The sequence below is a fragment of the Cohnella sp. genome (assembly GCF_041641335.1).
Classification (GTDB): domain Bacteria; phylum Bacillota; class Bacilli; order Paenibacillales; family Paenibacillaceae; genus Cohnella.
Genome location: NZ_JBEPYQ010000093.1, coordinates 1 through 22,884, shown reverse-complemented (window position 1 = coordinate 22,884; position 22,884 = coordinate 1). Strand labels below are relative to the sequence as shown.

At 57.3% G+C, this 22,884-nt stretch carries 19 protein-coding genes; 16 read left to right on the top strand and 3 right to left on the bottom strand.

Annotated elements, in window-relative coordinates; translation table 11 throughout:
* Nucleotides 1-8 precede the first annotated feature (8 nt).
* The 8 genes from gtfA to ACESLM_RS24440 all read left to right on the top strand — a co-directional run bounded on the left by gtfA (nt 9) and on the right by ACESLM_RS24440 (nt 10,070).
* A complete protein-coding gene (gtfA, locus tag ACESLM_RS24475; RefSeq protein ID WP_372635561.1) occupies nt 9-1,481 on the top strand; it encodes a sucrose phosphorylase in 1,473 nt (490 codons plus the stop codon).
* A 24-nt stretch (nt 1,482-1,505) separates the two neighbouring features.
* The gene (locus ACESLM_RS24470; protein ID WP_372635559.1) at nt 1,506-2,312 is read left to right on the top strand and encodes an alpha/beta hydrolase; all 807 of its coding nucleotides are present in this window, start codon (nt 1,506-1,508) and stop codon (nt 2,310-2,312) included.
* 85 nt (nt 2,313-2,397) lie between these two features.
* Nucleotides 2,398-4,104: a sensor histidine kinase gene (locus ACESLM_RS24465; protein WP_372635556.1), complete on the top strand. Its 1,707-nt coding sequence runs from the start codon at nt 2,398-2,400 to the stop codon at nt 4,102-4,104.
* Between the two features lie 2 nt (nt 4,105-4,106).
* Complete coding sequence (locus ACESLM_RS24460; protein ID WP_372635554.1) at nt 4,107-5,696, top strand: response regulator transcription factor; 1,590 nt, start codon at nt 4,107-4,109, stop codon at nt 5,694-5,696.
* A 104-nt stretch (nt 5,697-5,800) separates the two neighbouring features.
* On the top strand, nt 5,801-7,330 hold the full coding sequence (locus ACESLM_RS24455; RefSeq protein WP_372635551.1) for an ABC transporter substrate-binding protein: 1,530 nt from the start codon (nt 5,801-5,803) through the stop codon (nt 7,328-7,330).
* A gap of 70 nt (nt 7,331-7,400) precedes the next feature.
* Complete coding sequence (locus ACESLM_RS24450; protein WP_372635549.1) at nt 7,401-8,327, top strand: ABC transporter permease; 927 nt, start codon at nt 7,401-7,403, stop codon at nt 8,325-8,327.
* Nucleotides 8,328-8,338: 11 nt separating this feature from the next.
* Nucleotides 8,339-9,232 (top strand): carbohydrate ABC transporter permease, encoded by an 894-nt coding sequence (locus ACESLM_RS24445; RefSeq protein ID WP_372635546.1) that lies wholly within the window; start codon nt 8,339-8,341, stop codon nt 9,230-9,232.
* A gap of 31 nt (nt 9,233-9,263) precedes the next feature.
* On the top strand, nt 9,264-10,070 hold the full coding sequence (locus tag ACESLM_RS24440; RefSeq protein WP_372635544.1) for a Nif3-like dinuclear metal center hexameric protein: 807 nt from the start codon (nt 9,264-9,266) through the stop codon (nt 10,068-10,070).
* Between the two features lie 11 nt (nt 10,071-10,081).
* Here the strand turns inward: ACESLM_RS24440 and ACESLM_RS24435 are convergent, their stop codons facing one another.
* Nucleotides 10,082-10,972 carry a helix-turn-helix domain-containing protein gene (locus ACESLM_RS24435; protein ID WP_372635542.1) on the bottom strand — a complete coding sequence of 297 codons (891 nt, stop codon included), beginning with the start codon at nt 10,970-10,972 and terminating at the stop codon, nt 10,082-10,084.
* A gap of 163 nt (nt 10,973-11,135) precedes the next feature.
* On the opposite strand from ACESLM_RS24435, the gene ACESLM_RS24430 reads away from it, so the two are divergent.
* The 6 genes from ACESLM_RS24430 to ACESLM_RS24405 all read left to right on the top strand — a co-directional run bounded on the left by ACESLM_RS24430 (nt 11,136) and on the right by ACESLM_RS24405 (nt 19,037).
* Nucleotides 11,136-14,030: a family 78 glycoside hydrolase catalytic domain gene (locus ACESLM_RS24430; RefSeq protein ID WP_372635541.1), complete on the top strand. Its 2,895-nt coding sequence runs from the start codon at nt 11,136-11,138 to the stop codon at nt 14,028-14,030.
* Between the two features lie 363 nt (nt 14,031-14,393).
* Nucleotides 14,394-15,317 carry a site-specific integrase gene (locus tag ACESLM_RS24425; RefSeq protein WP_372635539.1) on the top strand — a complete coding sequence of 308 codons (924 nt, stop codon included), beginning with the start codon at nt 14,394-14,396 and terminating at the stop codon, nt 15,315-15,317.
* A 106-nt stretch (nt 15,318-15,423) separates the two neighbouring features.
* Nucleotides 15,424-16,164, top strand: coding sequence for an ABC transporter ATP-binding protein (locus tag ACESLM_RS24420; protein WP_372635537.1), 741 nt, complete (start codon nt 15,424-15,426; stop codon nt 16,162-16,164).
* Complete coding sequence (locus ACESLM_RS24415) at nt 16,157-16,906, top strand: ABC transporter permease (protein WP_372635534.1); 750 nt, start codon at nt 16,157-16,159, stop codon at nt 16,904-16,906. The genes ACESLM_RS24420 and ACESLM_RS24415 overlap by 8 nt, the downstream gene beginning before the upstream one ends.
* A 2-nt stretch (nt 16,907-16,908) precedes the next feature.
* Nucleotides 16,909-18,351, top strand: coding sequence for a sensor histidine kinase (locus ACESLM_RS24410; protein ID WP_372635532.1), 1,443 nt, complete (start codon nt 16,909-16,911; stop codon nt 18,349-18,351).
* Nucleotides 18,348-19,037, top strand: a complete 690-nt coding sequence (locus tag ACESLM_RS24405; RefSeq protein ID WP_372635530.1) for a response regulator transcription factor — start codon at nt 18,348-18,350, stop codon at nt 19,035-19,037. Before ACESLM_RS24410 ends, ACESLM_RS24405 begins: the two co-directional genes overlap by 4 nt.
* 16 nt (nt 19,038-19,053) lie before the next feature.
* On the opposite strand, the gene ACESLM_RS24400 is transcribed toward ACESLM_RS24405, so the two are convergent.
* Nucleotides 19,054-19,977, bottom strand: a complete 924-nt coding sequence (locus ACESLM_RS24400; protein WP_372635527.1) for an AraC family transcriptional regulator — start codon at nt 19,975-19,977, stop codon at nt 19,054-19,056.
* A 418-nt stretch (nt 19,978-20,395) separates the two neighbouring features.
* Between ACESLM_RS24400 and ACESLM_RS24395 the strand changes: the two genes are divergently transcribed.
* On the top strand, nt 20,396-21,127 hold the full coding sequence (locus tag ACESLM_RS24395) for a ThuA domain-containing protein (protein ID WP_372635524.1): 732 nt from the start codon (nt 20,396-20,398) through the stop codon (nt 21,125-21,127).
* Between the two features lies 1 nt (nt 21,128).
* The gene (locus tag ACESLM_RS24390) at nt 21,129-22,166 is read left to right on the top strand and encodes a Gfo/Idh/MocA family protein (RefSeq protein ID WP_372635521.1); all 1,038 of its coding nucleotides are present in this window, start codon (nt 21,129-21,131) and stop codon (nt 22,164-22,166) included.
* A gap of 163 nt (nt 22,167-22,329) precedes the next feature.
* Here ACESLM_RS24390 and ACESLM_RS24385 read toward each other — a convergent pair.
* The coding region (locus tag ACESLM_RS24385; protein ID WP_372635519.1) for a hypothetical protein at nt 22,330-22,884 on the bottom strand (555 nt) is incomplete at its 5' end.

Here is a 22,884-nt window from a genome sequence, read left to right as displayed (position 1 = left end):
TGAGAAGGATGACGATTAAAAATCAAGTGCAATTGATCACGTACCCCGACTCTCTGGGCGGGGATCTCAAGACGCTCCATCAAATCATGACAACGCATTTCTCCGACATTTTTAAAGGAGGCGTGCACCTTCTGCCGCCGTTCCCCTCCTCGGGAGACAGGGGGTTCGCGCCGCTGACCTATCTGGAGATCGATCCGAGCTTCGGAACCTGGGACGACATTCGCGAGATCGGGGAGAAGTTCGACGTTCTGGTCGATCTGATGGTCAACCACATCTCCAGACAGTCGCCTTACTTCCAGGATTTCCTGGCCCGCGGCCGGGATTCCGAGTATGCCGACCTGTTCCTTCCGCTGGATAAAATATGGGCGGACGGAATGCCCGTTCAGGAAGACATCGACAAAATGTTCTTAAGGCGCCCGCTCCCTTATTCCGCGTATCGGATAGGAGGAGAGGCCGGCGAGGAGGTCAAAGTCTGGACGACGTTCGGCAAGACCGATCCGTCCGAGCAGATCGACCTGGATGTGCATTCGCCGTTGACGATGCGGCTGCTTCGTTCGTTCTTCGAAAATTTCAAACGGATGAACGTCAAGATCGTTCGGCTGGACGCGGTAGGCTACGTGATCAAGAAGCTGGGAACGAGCTGCTTCTTCGTCGAACCGGACATCTACGCCTTTCTCGACGAGATCAAGGAGCTCGCGGATTCCCTCGAAATCGAGCTGCTGCCGGAGGTGCACGCGCACTACAGCACGCAGTATAAGCTGGCCGAGCACGGCTGCTGGATTTATGACTTTATTTTGCCTTACCGCGTGCTGGAGACTCTGGTCAAGCGGTCGAACGGCGAGCTTTACCGGTACTTGAAGGATCGGCCGAGCAAGCAGTTCACGATGCTGGATTGCCACGACGGCATTCCCGTCAAGCCCGATCTGGACGATCTGGTCGACACGGCCGAAGCGAGAAAGCTGGTCGATCTATGCGTGGACAGGGGGGCCAATCTGAGCCTGATATTGTCGGACGAGCATAAATCGGCCGACGGGTTCGACGTTCATCAGATTCGCTGCACGTACTACAGCGCGCTGAACGGCGACGACGACGCATATATGGCGGCAAGGGCGATCCAATTTTTCGTTCCGGGAATCCCGCAAGTCTATTACGTCGGTTTGCTTGCCGGAGAGAACGACGCGGAACGCGTCGCGTTGACCGGGGAAGGGCGCGAAATCAACCGGCATAATTACACCGCCGAAGAGATCGAGCAAGCGCTGGAGAAGCCGGTCGTTCAGCGGCTCCTGAAGCTGATCCGATTCCGGAACGAATACGGAGCGTTCGACGGACAATTCGACGTTGTCGAATCCCGCGCAGACGAAGTTCGGCTGCGTTGGAGCAAAGGCGAGCTAAGCTGCGAGCTTTCTATCGATCTGAACGACTTTCAAACCGTGATTCGGTATGTCGACGATAAGGGAGAAACGATGACCTACCAGGTCTAAACGATCCTACGAGGAGGAGTGCCCATGGCAACCTTGAATATTCATTTTTTCTCGCAAAGCTTGCGCCGGGAAATTCCGCTGACCGCGCTCGTTCCGATGGATTCTCCGGTGCATTCCGCACCCGAGAATTCGTCCGGGCCGTTGAAGACGTTGTACCTGCTCCATGGATACTCCGGCACGCATACCGATTGGATCAACTTCTCCCGAATCCGGGAGCTGTCGGACCGGTATCGGATCGCCGTCATTATGCCGTCCGGCGAAAACCATTTCTATGTAGACGATGAGGATAGGGGCGCGCTTTACGGGGAATACCTGGGGAGAGAGTTGGTCGACTTCACCCGCAAGCTCCTCCCGCTGTCCGCCGCCCGAGAGGATACGTTTATCGGCGGATTGTCCATGGGAGGTTACGGAGCGATTCGCAACGGCTACAAGTATGCGGACCGGTTCGGTAAAATTATCGCCTTGTCTTCGGCTATCATTCCCTATAATATCGCGAATATAGAACCCGGATTCAAGGACGGGATTGCCGATTACGGCTATTACCGCAGCGTGTTCGGGGACCTGACCCGTCTTCTGGGCAGCGACAAGGACCCCGAAGCGCTTGTCCGCCGGCTGACGGAGAGCGGAGCGGAGCTTCCAAGCCTGTATATGGCTTGCGGAACGGAAGATTTCCTGCTCGACGTGAATCGCAGGTTCCATGAATTTCTCGTTCGGGAACGGGTCGATCATACTTACCGGGAGAGCCCGGGGGCCCATACCTGGGATTTCTGGAACGAGACGATTGCGGACGGCCTGAATTGGGCGTTGGGAGAACCGCCGACTCGCCCCTGACCGATAAGTTGCCGCAAGCCCCTGATTTCGAATATCGATTCGAAATCGGGGGCTTCTGAATGCGGAAGGAGGGAGAGAGCGCCGGATGCGCACGAACGGCATCGTTTTCAAGTTTTCCCTGCAATTGACCATCATTGTCGCGATTCTGTTCGCCGTTCTCGTCCTGAGCAACGTATATTCGCTGGAGGTTGTCAGGAACAACACGCTGAGCAACGCGCGCAATACGCTCCTTCTTTATCAAGCCAATATCCGCAATGATCTGTCCAACTTTTCCAAGGATTTGACCGAGATATTCGAAAGTCACGTCGATACGGCGGCCGCTTACGGGCAATTGAACGAGAGCGACCGCTATTTCAGCGCGATTCAGCTCAAGAAAGCGCTGACGGCCAAGATGTCCGGCTACGATTCAAGCGACGGCTTGTTCATCCGGCTGTCGGAGGAACGCCTGCTCGCCCAGATCGGCTCCCGCATCGACTCGGACGATAAGCTCATGCTGATCGACTTTATCGAGCGCTACGCTTTCCCGCCCGATCCTTCGCTGGATATGGAGGAATGGAAGGTTTTCGAGATTCAGGGGGTTCATTATTTGTTTAAGTTCATCACGTATTCCGGAATGACCTTCGGTACGCTGGCGAAGGCGGATACGCTGCTGGCTATGGTGAACCTGACGGGCAGCGATCGGAACCAATACGTGTTGAGCGATCGGGAAGGAACCGTGCTCGCATCGAGCGACGGAGGTCTGGAGGCCGTCGCGACCCTGGAGGAGCTGAACGGCGCATACGGGGGGCGCTATCTGACGATCTCCGAGCCGATTGCCGAATTCGGCCGGATCACCCATCTCGTCGCCAAGACGAGCGTCTTCTCGAAGCTGAAGCTGATCCAATGGACCATCGCGCTGCTGGCGCTGGTCTCCGTCGTCGTCGTGCCGCTCGTTCTCCGCAGGCTGGCCAAGGATGTGCTGAAGCCGGTGCTCGAGCTGGTCAAGGCGGCCAAGGAGGTCGAGAAGGGCCAGACGGAGCTTCAGATCCCCGACGGCTCCCCGTATTCCGTCGAATTCACGAGATTGTTCCATTCCCTTCGGTCCATGGTTCGGGAGATTACGGATTTGAAGATTCAATCCTACGAGGAGCAGATCGAGCGAAGCCGCGCGGAAATCAAATACTTGCAAATGCAGATCCGGCCGCACTTTTTCCTTAACGCCATCTCTACCGTAACCAGCTTGACGTACCGGAACAAGAATGAAGAGATCCGCAGCCTGATTCAACACCTGTCCGAGCATCTTCGTTACATGTTCAAGGGCGGACTGGCCGTCGTCCCGTTGGAGGAGGAGATCCGGCACGCGGTCAATTACATTCGCATGCAGGAGATCCGATATCCCGATCAGATTTTCTACATGCTGGAGATCCGGGAAGAGGCCGGCCGATCGCTCGTTCCTCAATTCCTGATTCAGACGTTCATCGAGAACGTCTTCAAGCATGCGATGTTTTACGGAGAGATGCTGTCGATCTATATTCGGGCAGGCATCGAGACGCGGGAAGGAGCGTCCTTCGTCAAGATCTCGATCGAAGACAACGGCGGAGGCTACCCTCCCGAATGGTTAAAGAGCTTCGCGTCCGGCGAAGAGCCGGAGAGCGGCGCGAGCATCGGAATCGCCAATGTGCGCAGAACGCTGCAATTGCTGTACAAGCGGGAGGATTTGCTCCGGCTTTCGAACGCCGAGCCATCGGGGGCAAGGGCGGAGCTGTGGATACCGGCAACGCCGAACGACGAACCTTCGACGCAGGAGGAGTAAACATGCGCTGTTTATTGATCGACGACGATATTCCTACGGTCGAAGCTCTGCTCCGCATCGTCAATTGGAGCAGCTTCGGGATTCGCGAGCCGATGACCGCCTACAACATTCAGGACGCCAAGCTGCTGTTCGAGGCGGAGCGGCCGGATCTCATCCTCTGCGACATCGAGATGCCGCGCGGCTCCGGACTCGACATGATCGAATGGGCGCGGGACCGGGGATACGGCGGCGGCTTTATTTTCTTCACCTGTCACGAGAGCTTCGAGTTCGCTTCCGCCGCGATTTCCTACGGCGCCGACGCGTATCTCGTCAAGCCCCTGGATAAGCCGAAGCTGGAGGCCGCGGTAGGCAAAGCCGTGGACGCCCTGAAGATGAGGCGCATGCTGGGCGAGTACAGCAAGCTCGGGTTAAGCTGGCTCAAAAACAAGACCTGGGTGGAAAAAAACTTCTGGAGGGACGTGCTGACTGCGGCGATCTCTCCGAGAGAGGATTTGATCCAAAGCGAAATTCGCAAGCGGGAGCTGGAGTTGTCCGTTCGCGGAGACTGCGTTCTGCTTCTCGTCGGCGCCCAGAAATCGCAGATCGGCGATCCGTGGGACGGCAGCATTTTTCTGTACGCGCTATCGAATCTGGTCTCGGAGGCGCTGTTCCGGCAGGTCGATCACGAAAGGGTTCTCCCGTACCAGACGGAATTCGCCTTCTACAACGCCGTGATTCTGGAGGGTTCTATCGATGCGGAGCGGCTCCGGGAAATCGGAGAGAGGCTGATCCGGCTGTGCGAACAATACTTGAAATGCACGATCACCTGTTACGTGGGCGAGACGGTGTCTATCGCGGGCTTATCCCGCGCGCGAGAGGAGCTGGAGCAGCTCGATGCGGCCAATTTGATCTTCCGGGGGAAGGTTCACCGCCAGAACGAGCCTCTCGCTTACGATACGACGGAGCGTTATGCCTTGGACATGGAGCGGTTCGAGGTGATGTTCGTCCAGAGGGAAAAGGTTCAAATCGTCAACGCCCTGAAGAAGGAGCTGGAGACGCTGGCCGCGCGGAACAAGCTGGATCCGGCGACTCTGCATGCCATTCGGGAGGATTTCATGCAGGTCGTCTATTCGCTGCTCCTCAGAAATCATATTCAGGCGCATCGCCTGTTCGCCGACGAGACGATCCAGCAGCTGGCGCAGCAGGCCGATAGCAGCGTGTTCGATTTCATGAAGTGGGCCCAAGCGATCGCCGGCAAGACGATCGATTCAATCCGGGAAGCGTTGAAATCCGAAGGGGTCGTCGAGAAAGCGAAGCGTTATATTCATGAGAACTGCAAGCGGGAATTGAGCCGCGAGGACGTCGCCGCCCACGTCTACCTGACGGGAGATTATTTGGCCAAGGTGTTCAAGTCCGAGACGGGGCTGACCCTTAAGGAGTACTTGAACGAATGCCGCATTCATGCCGCCAAGCAGCAGCTGCTCGAGAGCCGGGCGAGCGTCAGCGAGATCGCTCTGGAGACCGGCTTCGACACGCTCTCCTACTTCTCGACCGTATTCAAGAAGCTTACCGGGGAGACGCCGCTCGCCTACCGCTCGCGGCATAAATCCTAAGCTCAACAGCGCTGTTTTTTAAAAAATCAGATCGTTTTTTTGAAAGCCGTTCCGCTCGCGACCCGGTAAACTGAAAGCGAAACCAGCAGACGGGAGGCAACTCGATGAATAGAAAAAAGGGGCTGGCGGCGTTATGTATGGCGGCGGCGCTTGGCGGATCGGTCTTGACGGCGTGCAGCGGCCCGAATCCGTCGTCTGACGGCGGAGACTCCGGCAAGGTGGAGGAAATCGTGTTCGCGATGCCGTCCTTCAACCGGATTCCGGACGATCTGAGCAGGGTCGCGAACGCGATCAACGCGATTACGGTGGACAAGATCGGAGTCAAGATCGATTATCGGGTCTACGGACCGGCCGACTACGCGCAGAAGGTCAACCTGGCGCTTCAAAGCGGGGAGAAGATGGACATCTTCACGACGCTGGGCCAATTCTCGAACTACGTGTCGAAGAATCAGGTTTACGCTCTGGACGATCTGCTCGCGCAACACGGCAAAGAGATGACCGCGATTCTGGACAAGGATTTCGGTCCGGACCTGCTGAAGGCGAACACGATCAACGGCCAAATCTACGGAATTCCGGTGAACAAGGGAATGGCCTTGCCGATCAGCTTCGTCTACAATGCGGACATGCTGAAGGGAGCGGGGTTTAGCGCGGACGATATCGAATCCGCGGAAGATCTTCCGGCCGTCTTCGAGGCGGTCAAGAACGCGAATCCCGACGTCGTGCCGTTCGGGCCGATAAACGTGAATCCGAGCGATACGAACCTGGTCAATCTGTTGAAAGGAAAGCACAAGGTCGATTTTCTGACGGATACGACCGGAGTCGGCGTCGTAGTCGGCGACGACGGCAAAGTCGTCAATTTCTACGAGACGGACCTGTTCAAGAACGGCGCGCGGATGATGAGAGACTGGTACAACAAAGGGTATCTGCAGAAGGATGCGGCGACGACGACGATTACCTCGATGGAGATGATCGCTTCCGGACGCGAATTCTCCTTCCTTGGGGGCTACAGCGGGCTGGAGATCGGCAAGACGATCAGCGCGCAATCGGGCAAGAACGTCGAGGCGAAGCGGATTTCGCCGTTCTACTTCGACACCGGCGCCGTCAACGCCGTCAGCTGGATGGTATCCAGCACGTCCAAGGCGCCGGAGGCCGCGGTCAAGTTCCTCAATCTGCTCTACACCGACGAGAAGCTGATCAATACGATCCTGTACGGAATCGAAGGCGAGGACTACGTGAAGGTCGACGAGCACCATGTCAGGTTCCCGGACGGCAAGGACGCGAACACGGTGCCGTACACCGCCATGTTCAGCACGGGCATCGTCGGCTCGGAGTCTCTTCAATACCAGTTCGAGGGCGTTAGCTGGTCCGACATCGAGCTGAAGCTAAGAGAGAACAAGGAGACGGAACGTTCGCCGTACTTCGGCTTTATCTTCGATCAAAGCCAGGTGAAGACGCAGATCAGCGCCGTCAACAACGTCGTGAATCAGTATTTGCCGGGTCTGGTGACCGGTTCCCTCGATCCGGAGACAACCTTGCCGAAATTCGTCAAAGCGCTGAACGACGCGGGAGCCGCGGACCTTATCAAGAGCAAGCAGGAGCAGCTCGACCAGTGGCTCGCGTCGCAAGGAAAGTAAATACAGGTAGCATGAAGGAAAATGGAGCCTGCCGAAGGTTCCATTTTCCGTAATGAAGGAGTCCAACGCAATGAGACACGAATACGGAAGACCGAGCGAGTGGAGGAAAACGGCGCCGCTCCTGATGCTGGCTGCTCCGGGTTTGCTCTATTTTCTGATCAACAGCTATATTCCCATGTTCGGCGTGTTTATCGCCTTCAAGGACATCAACTATGCGAAGGGCATCTTCGCCAGCGACTGGGTCGGCTTCGACAACTTCCAGTTTCTGTTCAAGACGACCGACGCCTGGATTATGACGAGAAATACGCTGCTCTACAACCTTGCGTTTATCGTTCTCGGCACGGTCATCTCGATCTTCATCGCGATTCTGATGTCGGAGCTGCTGCGCAAACTGTACTCGAAGCTGTTTCTGTCCGGTCTGGTGCTGCCCAATCTGATCTCCATGGTCGTTCTCTCGATGCTGGTATTCGCTTTCTTGAACGCGGACAGCGGCTTCGTCAACAAGTCGATCCTTCGTCCGCTCGGGTTGCCGGAGTTGAACTGGTATTCCGAGGCCAAGTATTGGCCCTATTTGCTGGTCTTTATTCAAATGTGGAAAACGGCGGGTTACGGGTCCATCGTCTATTTCGCTTCCATCGCCGGAATCGACAAGAGCATCTACGAGGCCGCCAAGATCGACGGGGCGGGCAAGCTGCGCCAGATCCGGACGATCACGCTGCCGCTGCTTAAGCCGACGGTGATCGTGCTGGGCTTGATATCGATCGGCAGAATTTTCAATTCCGATTTCGGCTTGTTCTACCAGGTTCCGCTCAACGCCGGCGCTCTGTACAGCACGACCCAGACGATCGACACGTATGTCTACCGGGCGCTGATGCAGCTGAACGATATCGGGATGTCGGCGGCGGCGGGCCTGTACCAATCGCTCGTCGGCTTCATGCTCGTCGTCGTCGTGAACGCCATTGTTAAACGGGTGAATTCGGAAAACGCATTGTTCTAGGAGGAAAGATCATGATCCAAACGAGAGGGGAACGAACCTTCGTCCTGTTTTCCGCCATCATGATGGGACTCGTCACGCTGGCTGCCTTCCTGCCGTTCGTTCTCATCGTCGTCGCTTCCTTTACGAAGGAGTCCAGCCTGATCAACGACGGCTACAGCTTTTTCCCCAAGGAATTCAGCATGGACGCCTACTTGTATTTGAAGGCTTCGGCGTATACGTTTCTGAGAGCGTACGGCGTTTCGTTCTTCGTGACGATCGTCGGCACGGCCGTCGGGCTGCTGATCACGAGCATGCTCGCCTATCCGATGTCGCGGAGGGACTTCAAATATCACAACACGCTGGCGTTCGTCGTCTTCTTCACGATGCTGTTCAGCGGCGGAGTCGTGCCTTCCTACATCATGTGGACGCAATATTTTCATATTAAGGATACGCTGGCGTCGCTGATCGTTCCGAATCTGCTGGCGAACGGATTCAACGTGCTTCTCGTACGCAACTACTTCAAAAGCAACGTGCCGATCGACTTGATCGAATCCGCCCAGATCGACGGGGCGACCGAGACGCGAACATTCTTCCGCATCATGCTGCCGCTCTCTGTTCCCGTTCTGGCGACCGTCGGCCTGTTCATGGGGCTCGCGTACTGGAACGACTGGATCAATGCTCTGTATTACGTGAGCAAGCCGCAGTATTACGGCATCCAGAACCTTCTGGTCCAATTGATGAACAACATTCAATACCTGAATTCGGGACAGGCGGGCAGCGCTCTCGGAGCGGGCTCCGTAGACTTGCCGAGCAGCGCGGTGCGCATGGCGATGGCGGTGCTCGGGATCGTGCCGATTCTGGTCGTCCTGCCGCCGATGCAGAAATATTTAACTCGCGGCGTCGTTATTGGAGCCGTTAAAGGATAAGGACATTGACCAGGAGAGGAGCTGCGGAACAATGAAAGTGCAGGAAATCATCGATCGCGTACTGGAGAAGAGCTGCGGCGGACGCAAGCTGGAGCAGACGAGCGATGTGCTGGCCAGCGGAAGCCCGGACATGGAGGTCGCCGGAATCGTTACGACTTTTACGGCGACCGTGGACGTCATTCGGGAAGCGATCGCCATCGGAGCGAATCTGATCATTACGCACGAGCCGACGTATTTCACTGGTGCCGACAAGGTGGAGTGGCTGCAGGACGATCCCGTATACCGGGCCAAAAAGAAGCTTCTCGACGACAACGGGATCGCCGTCTGGAGATTCCACGATCATATGCATATGGCCCACAGCGATCTGATTTACGAGGGATGGGTTCGCGAGCTCGGCTGGGCGGACAAGAAGCTTGACCCGGCATCGCCTTGGGCGTACGGGATCGAGCCGACGACGGTCGGGGAGCTGGCCGGATTCCTGAAGCGGAAGCTGGGGATGAAGGCGGTGAGGATCGTCGGGCGGCCGGAATCTCCTTGCTCTCGAATCGGCGTCCTCGTCGGGGGCGGGAGTCTGGGGCTTGGAAGAGAAGAGATGCCGATGGAACTGATGAGGGAGCGGGAGCTGGACGTGATGGTATGCGGCGATATAACGGAATGGACGTTGTGTGCCTACGTCAACGACGCCGCCATGCTGGGCATGAACAAGGCGATGATTGTCGTCGGCCATGAACGTACCGAAGAATGGGGAATGAAATATTTGGCCGAATGGCTTCTCCCGATCTCGGACGGGCTGCCGGTGAAGTTCGTCGACGCTAAGGAGCCGTTCGTATATCTGTAGCCGAAGCCGCGTTAAACGCTCCGCACTCTCCGGGCACGCTCGCGGTAGTGTCCCGGAGTCACGCCCGTCGTCTGCTTGAACAGGCGGTGGAACCGCTTGAGATCGGGGAGGCCGCAGCGGGCGGCGACGTCGGCGACGGTTAAGGAAGAGAAGGAAGGATCGGCGAGCAGCTCGCGGCTGCGGTCGATCCTTTCCTTTTGCAGGAGGGCGCTGAAGCTTAGTCCCGTCCGCTCCTTCAGGTCGCGCTGCAGTTGTCTTTCGCCGATGCCGGCGTGTCTCGCGACCTGCGCTAACGTGATTTTCTCTTGAAGCCGCTCCCGAATGTAGTGCAGCGCCCGCTCGATCCGGGCGGGAACGGCGCCGACCGCGGCGGCTTCCGGTTCCAAGGCGCGCTCCATCCCGATCAGCAGCTGCAGCAGCAAGCCGACGAGCATCGTCTCGAAGCCGGTCCGCTTGCTCTCGAACTCGGCGTGCAGGGAGTCGAACAGCCTTCCGAATTCTCCGGCTTTCTCCCGCATCCGCAGCCAACCGCTGGATTCGGCCGCGAGCCGACGGAAGCGGTACAAGCCGTATTCCGCCGGCAGAATCGACGTCAAGAAGCGGAACAGCTTCTCTTCGAAAATGCAATTGACGATCAGAAGCGGCTCCTTCGCGTTCGGAGACGACGGACGGAAAATATGGGAGACGCCGACCGGCAGGAAAAACAAATCCCCCTGGGAAACGCGGATCGTCTCCTCGCCGATATAATGAAAGCCGCTGCCTGACCAGACGTAGCAAATTTCGATAAAATCGTGCTCGTGTTTCGGAAGGTCGAACCGCTCGCTGACCCGGTTGACGTAAATATTCAGACCGTTATGGAAGAACAGCTCTCCTTTTTCCAGCCAGACTCCCGATTTTCTCATGCCCATCCCTCGTTCTCGTTTTTCTCCTGTCCGCCCCAGCCGTCAATCTGAGCTTCAATGAAGTCATCATAAGCCTAATTGAAGTCGCGATCAACCCATAACGTTGCCGTCCCGATTTTTTACAATGAAGAGAGGAACGACTATCGATGAAAGGTGTGGGAGCATGAGCTGGCAAGCTTTGTGGATATGGGGAGATGGAGAAGAAAGCCCGCGCAACGAGTGGAGGTGCTTTCGAAGGACGTTCGACGTTCCGGCCGCAGGGACGGAATCGGCGTCCCTGCGCATTTCGGCGGATTCCAGGTACGTGATGTACGTGAACGGAACGCAGGTTGGGCGGGGGCCGGTGCGGTCGTGGCCGTTCGAGCAATCCTTTGACACCTATGAAGTGGGGCATCTGCTCCGGCCGGGGCAGCCGAACACGATCGCAGCGCTCGTGCTGCATTTCGGCGTGTCGACGTTCTACTATTTGCGGGGGCGGGGCGGGCTGCTGGCCCAGCTTGATTACGGCTCCGGCGAAGTCGGCTTGAAGAGCGACGCCTCTTGGCTGACGTCGGTTCACCAAGGCCAACATCCGAGATCGCCGCGCATGTCGTGCCAGCAGGCGTTCGCCGAATACGTGGACGCGCGGGACTGGGACGGCGACTGGATGAACCCCGGGTACGACGACTCGGGCTGGGCGAGTTCCGTCGAGCTAGGGGAAGTCGGCATGGCGCCATGGACGTCGATGAAGCCTCGCGACATTCCGCTGCTGACGGAAGAAACCGTTTACCCGGTACGCGTCGAGTCGCTGGCCAAGGTGCGCACGTTTAAGTTATCGACCGTCGTGGACGTTCGCGCCGTCATGTCGCCGGGCAGCGAGGAGCATGCGGATATCGTGCAATTCACCGGTTACGTGGCGACGACGGTCCGGGCCAGCAAGGCGGGTCGTGCGACGCTCGGCTTCCTCGCTTGGGGAGAGTGTCTGAGGCGCTTTTCCTGGAACGGAGAGCATGTCGAAGCGGAGCGCTTCTACGGCATCATGCCGGAAAGATACGTCGACGTCGAGCTGAGCGAGGGGGATAACCTGCTGCTGATCGACATTTCCACGGCCCGGGTGCATCACGGCAAGCTGAACGTCGGCGTCTACGCCGACGATCCGATCGAGCTCAGCTTCGCCTATCCCGGCGCGGGCGAAGCGCAATCGCCGTTCCTTGCGCTCGGCCCGTACGACACCTCGGTCATCTACGATCATAAGCCGTCGAGAGAGGTGAACTGGGAGGACGAGACGTACAAGGCCGTGCTTGGCGACGTAAAGGGAGCGTCGGACCTGGAACGCTATGCCGATGTATCGAAGCCGATTCCGCTGAAATACGTATCGGAAGCGGACGTCTTCGGCCTGTGCGTCTGGCGGAAGGAGAACGTGAAGCTGGCCGTTCCGGCGCAGCTTCAGAACGCGGTTATCCCGAACGGGGAAGCGGGCGTCGTGCCCGTGTTCGAAGGCTTCGACACCGAGGTGCTGTTCGACCTGGGCAAGGAGTATTCCGGCTACCTGTCGTTCGAGATCGAGGCGGAAGCGGGAACGGTGCTGGATGGGTACGGCTTCGAGTACATGTCCGGCGACTATCGCCAGCAGACGTACGGGCTCGACCATACGATCCGGTACGTCGCCAAGTCGGGCAGACAGACGTACGCTACGCCGGTCCGCCGGGGCTTGCGGTATTTGGCGCTTAATGTGCGCGGGGCATCGGCTCCGGTGAAGATTTACGGCGTAACGTTCGCTCAAAGCAACTACCCGGTCGCCGAGATCGGCCGGTTCGAATGCTCGGACCCGCTGCTGAACGACATTTGGGAGATCAGCCGGCATACGACCAAGCTGTGCATGGAGGATACGTTCGTCGATTGCCCGGCTTACGAGCAGACGTTCTGGGTCGGCGACAGCCGCAACGAAGCGCTTGTCAGCAATTACTTATACGGCGTTCAGGACATTCTGAAGCGCTGTCTTCGCCTCGTCCCCGGCTCGAAGGATCAGTCTCCGCTGTACGCCGACCAGGTGCCGAGCGGCTGGAGCAGCGTCATCCCGAACTGGACGTTCTTCTGGGCAATCGCCTGCAAGGAATACTACGACCAGACGGGGGACCGGGCGTTCGCCGGCGAGATGTATGCCCACATTCGATTTACGCTGGAGCACTACTTGCAGAAAATCGACGGAAACGGCCTGTTTAACGTCAAAGGCTGGAACCTGCTCGACTGGTCGCCGATCGATCAGCCGAACGAGGGCGTCGTGACGCATCAAAACCTGTTTCTGGCGCAAACGCTTCGCGTCGCCGCCGAGATGGGAGAGCTTGCGGGCGACGCGGAGGGGGCAGCGAGATTCCGCGAAGCCTCCGAGCGATTGGCGGCCGCGATCAACGAGCATCTGTGGAACGAGGAAAAGCAGGCGTATATCGACTGTATCCACGCGGACGGCCGCCGTTCGAACGTTCTCAGCATGCAGACGCAGGTCGTCGCTTCGCTGACCGGCGTCGCTCAAGGCGAGCGCAAGCGGATCATGGACGCTTATCTGTTCTCGACGCCGAGCCATTTCGTGCAGATCGGAAGTCCGTTCATGTCGTTCTTCTACTACGAAGCGCTGGCCAAGGTCGGCGGCGCGGGCGTTATTCTGCACGACATCCGCAAAAACTACGGCAACATGATTCGCCACGGAGCGACGACCTGCTGGGAGCAGTATCCGAACTTCGCCGAAAACCGCGCCAACCCGGACGAGCTGACACGCAGCCATTGCCATGCGTGGTCGTCCGCGCCGGCCTATTTCCTCGGCCGCGAGACGCTTGGCGTTCGCAGCCTTGCCCCGGGATGGACCGAGGTCGAGATCGCCCCGGCTCCATGCGGGCTCTCGTGGGCGCGCGGCAGCGTGCCGCATCCGGCGGGAGGCCGGATCGACGTGAGCTGGACGGCGGACGAGGCGGCGGGGCGCATGCAGCTTAACGTGTCGTACCCGGCCGACGTGACCGTGCGGATTAAGCTGCCGGAAGGCTTCTCGGGCGAGATCAAGGAAACGAAGCTGGAACGCTTGAACTGAATAGCTCCGAATCGCGAGGCCGTCCCCTGGTTCGAGGTTCCGAATGATCGCTATCGGAACCTCTTTACCGACTCGGGGGCGGCCTCTTTTAGCGATTCGCCGCACATTAATCTCCGATCCCCCACCCCTCCTCGCCGAGCAACGCCCCGACGTTCCGCTTTTTCGCCAACCTGCCTACCTCGCCCAACCGACTTGCCTTCCTCTCTGAACCGACTTTCCTGCTTACCCGCAGTTTAGAAAAATTTAACCTTTTTTTATCGGGGCTTTAGAACCGATTTACGGGCAGTTTAGATCCGGCGGTTAAGATGAATTCATGGAAACCGAAAGGGAATCCATGCATTCGAACCTAAGGAGGAATAAGAAATGAACAAGAAGTTGGCAATGATCGGAGCGGGGGTGGTGGCGGGCAGCGTGCTTCTGATGTCTTCCGTATACGCGGGAGTCGGGAGCGCTCCCGGTTACGAAGCGTACAAAACGGCCATCAAGAATACGGCATCCATTGACAATGTCACCCATACGGTGAAGGTGTCCGTAGAGGATAACGGCAAGACGGTTATCCAAGCGGCTTCCACGGTGAAGACGGCCGGCGAAGACTCCTCGGGCAACGTCGAAATCCGCCTGCCTAACGGCGAGACGCAAAACCTGCAATTCTACCGTCAAGACGACCGGCAAATTCTCAAATCGGGCGAATCGAACGTCTATCGGATTATGGAAACGGACAACGAGTTCCACAACCGTTTCAAGAAGCATGAAGACGAAGCCAAGTTCCACGATCCCGGCTTCTCCCGTGAAGTGGAGAATGTGATCGATACGTTGGTCGGCAACCTGAAAAACGACGTGACGCTTAGCAAGGAGGGGGATAGGAAAGAAATCGCGCTAAAACTGGAAGGCGGCCGAATCCCCGCTCTTGCCAATGCGATCGGCTCGTTGCTCATTCGGGAGAGCGGACGCGATCACGGCGCATCGCCCCGGGCGAACGCGGACAATCCGCTCGGCATCGACCTGTCGAGCCTGAAGGACGGTCTGCCGAAGCTGACGGAGGAGATCAAGATCGAGGCCGTTATCCTGACTGCGGACGTAAACGCCGACGATCTTCTCGCGGAACAGACGGCAGAGCTTCGGATCAGCGGCAAGGATGCCGACGGCGTTAAGCATGACACGGTCGTGAAGCTGGAAGTGGGGCTATCGGATATCAACGCAACGACGCCCGATACGGTGGATTTGACGGGCAAACAGACCGTCACGGTGGATTTTGCCCGGGAAGCGGGTTCCAAGCACTGGCGCTAAGCGACTGCAGGAGCTGGAAGTAACGGAATCGCAGGCAGAGGGGGGCGCCTAGCCGTGTGTTCGGATGCGTGCTCCCCTTTCGCATGCCTAATAGGAGGCTGACAGAATGGATCAGATCGTAGAGGTCGAGGCGGTTACGAAATTGTATCGCAATCGGAGAGGGATTCGGGACGTAACGCTGAACGTTCGCCGGGGAGACGTGTACGGCCTCTTCGGGCCCAATGGCGCGGGAAAGACGACGCTGATGAAGATCATGGTCGGGGTGAGTCGGGCGGACAAAGGGAAAGTCAAGCTGTTCGGACACGACGTGGCGACTCGTTACGAGCAGGCGATGGGCAAAGTCGGCGTGCTGATCGAGACGGCGGAAGCTTACGAATACATGAGCGGGAGAAAAAACCTGGAGCTTGCCGCGAGAATCTATCCGGAGCTTCCGGCCAAACGAGTGGACGAAGTGCTTGAGCTTGTCGGATTAAGCGCGGTTCAGCACGAGCGGGCGGGCAAGTATTCGCTGGGAATGAAGCAGCGGCTCGGGCTTGCCTCGGCGATCTTATCGAAGCCGGAGCTGCTTATTCTCGACGAGCCGACGAACGGACTGGATATCGAGGGAACGGTGCAGATTCGCGAAATCGTCAAGCTGCTGGCGCGGGAGGAACGGACGACATTCCTGATTTCCAGCCACCTCATTCGCGAGATGGAACTGATGTGCAATCGGATCGGAATCGTCCACGGCGGCAGGCTGATTCGCGAAGGAGACTGCCGCGAGCTGCTCGAGGGACGGTTCTCCTCCCTGGAAGAGTTGTATATGCACGAGGTAGAACAAGACAGGAGGGCGATGTCGCATGCATAGCTTATACGCGAACGTGCGCAACGAAGCGCTGAAGATCGCTTTGAAGAAGAAGAACTGGTTTTTCCTGCTGATGACGTTCGCGATTCCGATCGGAGCGGGTGTGCTTCTCGCGAATGTCCAGAGCGGATTCGGCCTTGGCGTCATGACTTCAGGCGAATATCCGATCGCCGTTCTCGGGCTGTTCACGGGCATTTTCCTGCCGCTGTTCGTGTTCATGGGAGCGGCCGATCAATTCTCCGGAGAACAGGGCGACCGGACGATGAAGAATGTGCTCACAAGGCCGATCTCGCGCTTTAAGGTGTTTGTCTCCAAGCAGGCGGCGCTGGGCGTGGCGATCGCGGTCCACTTGTTTGCTGCGTTGGTCGGCTCGTCGATCGCGGCGGTGTTCCTGAGCGGAAGCTTCAGGCTTGGCGATACGTTAGATTGGATGATCGCTTATGGAGCGGCTTTCCTGCCGCTGTTGGCCCTTAGCATAGCGGCGGTGTTCCTGGCTCAATTTTTCGCGAGCGGCATCGGAGCGCTTGCCGTAAGCGTTCTGCTGTATGTCGCTTTAAGGGCGGGCGCATTCTTCTTTCCGCAGCTCCATTCGTATTCGCCGACCGCTTACTTGAACTGGCATACGTTATGGCTGGGGAATCCGCTGCCGGCCGGACAGTTATGGAGCGTGTTTATGTTTCTGGCTGCGTGTTGTATATTGTTGTTTACAGCCGGTTTTTATTTCTTCGATAAAAAGGAGCTCTGATCGTGTCCATTCGCGTTAGGCTCGTACTGTCCTATTTGGCAATGCTTGTCGTGCCGGTCATTTTGTCTGCGATTGCCGTCGCGGTTATTTTCAGGCTGGACGAAACGCGCGACACCCCGATCCGAACCCTTTTCGAGCGGGAAGCGGGCGTCTACGCGGATATCAAGCTGGCGAGCATTCGCGAGCCCGAAGCCTTTCTCTCGCGGGCAAAGATCGACGGCTTCGAACGGCGGCTCCGGGAAATGGATATGAGTCTGATCGTACGCGTCGACGGCGAGATCCGCTATGCGGCCCCGGAGCTTGCCCCGGCGGATCTTGAAGATCTGCCCGCGTTCGGAACGGTAGACGGCTATGACGGCAATTTCAGAGGGAAGCATATGACGATCCGCCATGAAGACTTTCTGCTGCCGGACAAGAGAGAAGGCTCCGTATTCGTCGTTTCTCGCGCGGGAACTTTCCCTAAATATTTTCAAAATTATTTTTTATGGATCGCGGGCCTCGTGCTCGCCATACTTGCTTTTACCAACGGAATATTGACATACGCAGTATCCCGCAGCATCATTCGTCCGCTGAAGGCGCTGCAGAAAGCGACCGAGGAAATCAAGGACGGAAATCTGAGTTACGAGGTGAAGACCCGTTCCAAGGACGAAATCGGCAAGCTAAGCGCGGCATTCGAAGAGATGCGCAAGAAGCTCAAGGAGTCGGTGGAGCTTCAGCTTCAATACGAGGAAAACCGCAAGGAACTCATCTCGAACATTTCGCATGATCTGAAGACGCCGGTGACGGCGATTAAAGGATACGTAGAAGGCATTATGGACGGGGTAACGGACTCGCCCGAGAAGCTGGACCGTTACGTGAAGACGATCTACGGCAAAGCGGCCGACATGGACCGAATGATCGACGAATTGTTTCTGTTCTCCAAGCTGGATCTGGGCAAAGTGCCGTTCGATTTCGAAAAGGTGGATATCGGCGCTTATTTGCAGGATTGCGCTCAGGAGCTCGTTTTCGATCTGGATAAAAGGGGCATCAAGCTGGAACTGAACGCCTTGCCCGAGCAGACGCTGTACGTCAAGGCGGATCGGGAGAAGCTGAAGCGGGTGCTCATTAACATATTGGAAAACTCCATGAAGTACATGGACAAACCGGACGGATGGATCGGGTTGAACGTGGAGGCGCAAGCCGATACGGCGGAGATCAGCATAAGCGACAACGGCCAGGGCATTCCGGAGGACGCGCTGCCGCATATTTTCGACAGGTTCTACCGGGCGGATCCTTCCCGCAACTCTTCCACGGGAGGCAGCGGTCTCGGTCTGGCGATCGCCTGGCAGATCGTGGAGGAGCATGGCGGACGCATCCGGGCGGAAAGCGAGCTCGGAGCGGGCACGCGGGTGCATATCGAGCTGCCCCTCTGGGGGCGGACGCAGAAGGAGGGGGTATCCGGATGAGCGGAATATTGATCATCGAAGACGAACGGAGCATTGCCGAACTGGAGCGGGATTATTTGGAGATCAACGGCTTTGCCGTAGATATCGAGAACAGCGGAGACAGAGGACTGCAGCGGGCGCTTGCCGTCGATTACGAACTGATTATTCTCGACCTGATGCTGCCCAAAGTGGACGGATTCGAAATTTGCCGCAGAATTCGCGCGGAGAAAGACATTCCGATTCTGATGGTGTCGGCGAAAAAAGAGGACATCGACAAGATTCGGGGGCTGGGCCTCGGAGCGGACGATTATATCATCAAACCTTTCAGTCCGGGAGAGCTCGTGGCCCGCGTGAAGGCGCACTTGGCCCGTTACGAGCGGCTGAGCGGGCGGAGGGAAGCGCGCAACGACGAAATCCGCATTCGCGGATTGAGAATCGACAGATCGGCCCGCCGCGTATTCGTCAACGAGCAGGAAGTCGGGTTTACGACGAAAGAATTCGACTTGCTGAGCTATCTGGCGATGAATCCGAACCGGGTATTCAGCAAAGAGCAATTGTTCGATCAGATTTGGGGCATGGACGCGATGGGAGAGATCGCCACCGTCACGGTGCACATCCGCAAGCTGCGCGAGAAGGTCGAACACGACCCGTCCGATCCGCAATACATCGAGACAATCTGGGGAGCGGGTTACCGGTTTCGGATCTGACTGCCTGATCTCTTACTTAACGCACCGTCTCCCGCAGCCGGTCCCGGAACTGCTTGGGAGAGCAGCCGTTAAGACGGCGGAACATGTCGTAGAAGTGGCCGAGATTGGAGATGCCGACCGATTCGGCCACCTCGGCGATGCTGACGTCGCTCGTGAGCAGCTGCTGTTCCGCTTTCTTGATCCTCTTCAGTACGACGAAGTCGGTGAACGACATGCCGACGGCTTTTTTGAACGTTTTGATGAAATGGGTGTAGCTCATGTTGAGCCGTCCGCTGATCTCGGCGACCGACAGCTTGCCGTCCAGATTGCTTTCCACGTAGTCGACGGCGGGCTGCAGTCGGCCGATCAAGCGGTTGTCGTTATAATTGAGCTGCTGCCTCGAATCGTTGCGGAGGAGCAGGAGTAAAATATTTTTGATGCGCGAGGATACGGCCAGCTCGTACCCGAGACTGCCGTCGTTCATTTCCCGGAAAATTTCCACGATCAGCTCGGCGGTCCGTCCGCGAACTTCCGCATTTTCCTTGTAAATATAATTGAGCGAGCTTAGCGGGCGAATGACTTCGGAGAAATGCTGCATGCTGTTTAGCGTGCTGAGATCCCAGTATTTGCGCAGGTCGATCTGGAAGACGATCTGCTTCGTCCGTCCGGGCTTCGTATGCATCGTCGTATGCGGCTCCGACGAGCCGAACAAGCCGATGTCGCCGGGGCCGAGCACGATCTGCTCCTCCCGGCAATAAGCGGTAATCTCTCCTTCCAGAACCAGAAGAAACTCCACTTCCTCGTGGTAATGCCAGCCATAGTAATTTTTCTGTCTCCAGTTCTGCTCCGCTCTTCTCATCAATTCCTCGGTCGTCGTCGTTTCGGAATCGATCTGCCAGATCCGCATGGCCAGGAAAGGATTTTGATACACGACTTGCTCATGCCGCATTTCAGGATACATATCGGAACTCCTCGATACCGAATTAAGAGGTGGTTCAAAAAGTCCAATTTTGATCACGAAGCAGAGCGGGAAGCGGATTCGACATCGAATCTTGAACTCAGCCGGATCTTCCGGTACTCATGTAGGTTTGCCTACACTTTGCGATCGCTTCCTCATCACCGGTCTTCATCCAACCTTCCTGGATGCATGGGCGAGCAGTTCGCCGTAGGCGAACGACCAGCCTCGGTGCTGAAAACCGGACTTTTTGAACTTGGACTTTAAGACAGGATTGCGTAAGAATAGTTTAGCACAGTTGTGTGCAATCCTATAGAGTATGACAGAATACCGGAAAAAATAAACCGAATAGGCAATCGATACGCAGACCGCCTTCGAATACAATGAGAAAGAAAACAACGTTAAGTTAAGGGAGAGTCCGGTTATGAGCCAAACGATCAACGTTACGGTTTGGAACGAGCATCGCCATGAAAAAACGAACGAAAAAGTCGCATCCGTCTATCCGCAGGGTATGCATACGGCAATCGCCGAAGGCTTGGACATTTCGGGGAAGGTCACGGTGGCCACGCTGGACGATCCGGAGCACGGCTTGACGGAAGAAGTGCTGAACAATACCGACGTGCTGATCTGGTGGGGCCATATGGCGCACGACGAAGTTCAGGACGAGATCGTGAACCGAGTGCACCAGCGCGTGCTTCGCGGCATGGGGCTGATCGTGCTTCACTCCGGCCATTTCTCGAAAATTTTCAAAAAGCTGATGGGTACGTCCTGCGATCTGAAATGGCGCGAAGCCGACGAGAAGGAGCGCATCTGGGTCGTCAACCCGGGTCATCCGATCGTTGACGGCATCGGCGAATACATCGAGCTTCCGGCGGAAGAGATGTACGGCGAGCACTTCGACATCCCGCAGCCGGACGAGCTGGTCATGGTGAGCTGGTTCGAGGGCGGAGAAGTGTTCCGCAGCGGCTGCTGCTATACGCGCGGCATGGGCAAAATCTTCTACTTCCGTCCGGGCCACGAGACGTATCCGACTTATTATAACCCGCAAGTCCGCAAAGTCATCTCCAATGCGGTCAAATGGGCGGCGCCGGTCGATCGCGATTATCCGAAGTACGGCAACGCGCAGCCATTAGAGACGATCAAGGAGAAGCACTAAGATGACGTTAAAAGTAGGAGTCGTCGGCACAGGCGGCATATTCAAGCATGCGCATCTGCCGGGCTGGCTGTCGCACGACGAAGTGGAGATCGTCGCCTTCTGCGACGCGTTTAAGGCGTCCGCCGAAGCGACGGCCAAAGATTTTCCCGGAACGAAAGTATACGACGACTATCGCGAACTGATCGCGGACCCGTCGATCGACATTATCGGCATCAGCACGCCGAATCTGTACCACTCGGAGATCGCCATCGCCGCATTGCGCAAGGGCAAGCACGTATTCTGCGAGAAGCCGGACGCGATTAATCCGGACGAAGCGCAGAAGATGGCGGACGCGGCCCGCGAATCCGGCAAGCTGCTGATGACGATGCGCAACAACCGCTTTAGCGAGGAAGCGAAGTTTGCCAAGCGCATTATCGAGAAAGGTCAGCTGGGCGAGCTGTATACGGGACGCTGCGGCTGGATTCGCCGCCGGGGCATTCCGGGGCGCGGCGGATGGTTTACGACGAAGGAGCTGTCCGGCGGCGGCCCGCTGATCGATCTCGGCGTTCATATGATCGACATGGCGATGTGGCTGGCGGGCAATCCGAAGCCGGTCACCGTATCCGGCTCGACGTACCGTAAGTTCGCGGACCGTCCCGACGCTTCGGGCAAAGTTCCGGAAGGTACGTTCGACGTCGAGGATTTGGCGGCAGGCTTCATCCGCTTCGATAACGGCGCGTCCTTGCAGATCGAGTTCAGCTGGGCGTCCAACATCGAGGAGGAGAAGAAGTTCCTCGAATGGAGAGGCACCGAGGGCGGCTTCAGTCTGATCAACGACAAGCTGAGCCTGTTCACGGAGAACGAAGGCGCGCTGATCGACCAGAAGCCGCACTTCGCGGCGGCGCAGGTTCCCCAGCACACGGCCAACATCCGGCATTTCGTCGAATGCGTGCTCGGCCGGGAGCAGCCGATCATTACGCCGGAGCACGGCGTCGACATGATCAAAATTTTGTCCGCGATTTACGAGTCTGCCGAGCGCGGGCGCGAGATCGTGCTGTAAGGATCAAGCGAAGCGCATCCGAATGCGTCTGTGATCAGACGTGGCGGGTGCGTTTTTTTTGAGCGGCTGACCCATTGACTTACATCAGATTACTGGAGTCTCTCGGAGTAAAGAATGTACGAAAATAGCAATTGGTTTTTTCGTCATGACTTGCCCATCGAAGTTACTCACGTAAACGGTCTGCCAGACCGTTAGGGGCAGCCATCCGTTCCGATTCGTTCGCGTAACGGTCAGCCAGACCGTTAGGGGCAGTCATCCGCTCCGATTCGTTCTCGTAACGGTCTGCCAGACCGTTAGGGGCAGCCATCCGTTCTGATTCGTTCGCGTAACGGTCTGCCAGACCGTTAGGGGCAGCCATCCGTTCCGATTCGTTCGCGTAACGGTCTGCCAGACCGTTAGGGGCAGTCATCCGCTCCGATTCGTTCGCGTAACGGTCAGCCAGACCGTTAGGGGCAGCCATCCGCTCCGATTCGTTCGCGTAACGGTCTGCCAGACCGTTAGGGGCAGCCATCCGTTCTGATTCGTTCGCGTAACGGTCTGCCAGACCGTTAAGGGCAGCCATCCGTTCCGATTCGTTCGCGTAACGGTCTGCCAGACCGTTAGGGGCAGTCATCCGCTCCGATTCGTTCTCGTAACGGTCTGCCAGACCGTTAGGGGCAGCCATCCGTTCTGATTCGTTCGCGTAACGGTCAGCCAGACCGTTAGGGGCAGCCATCCG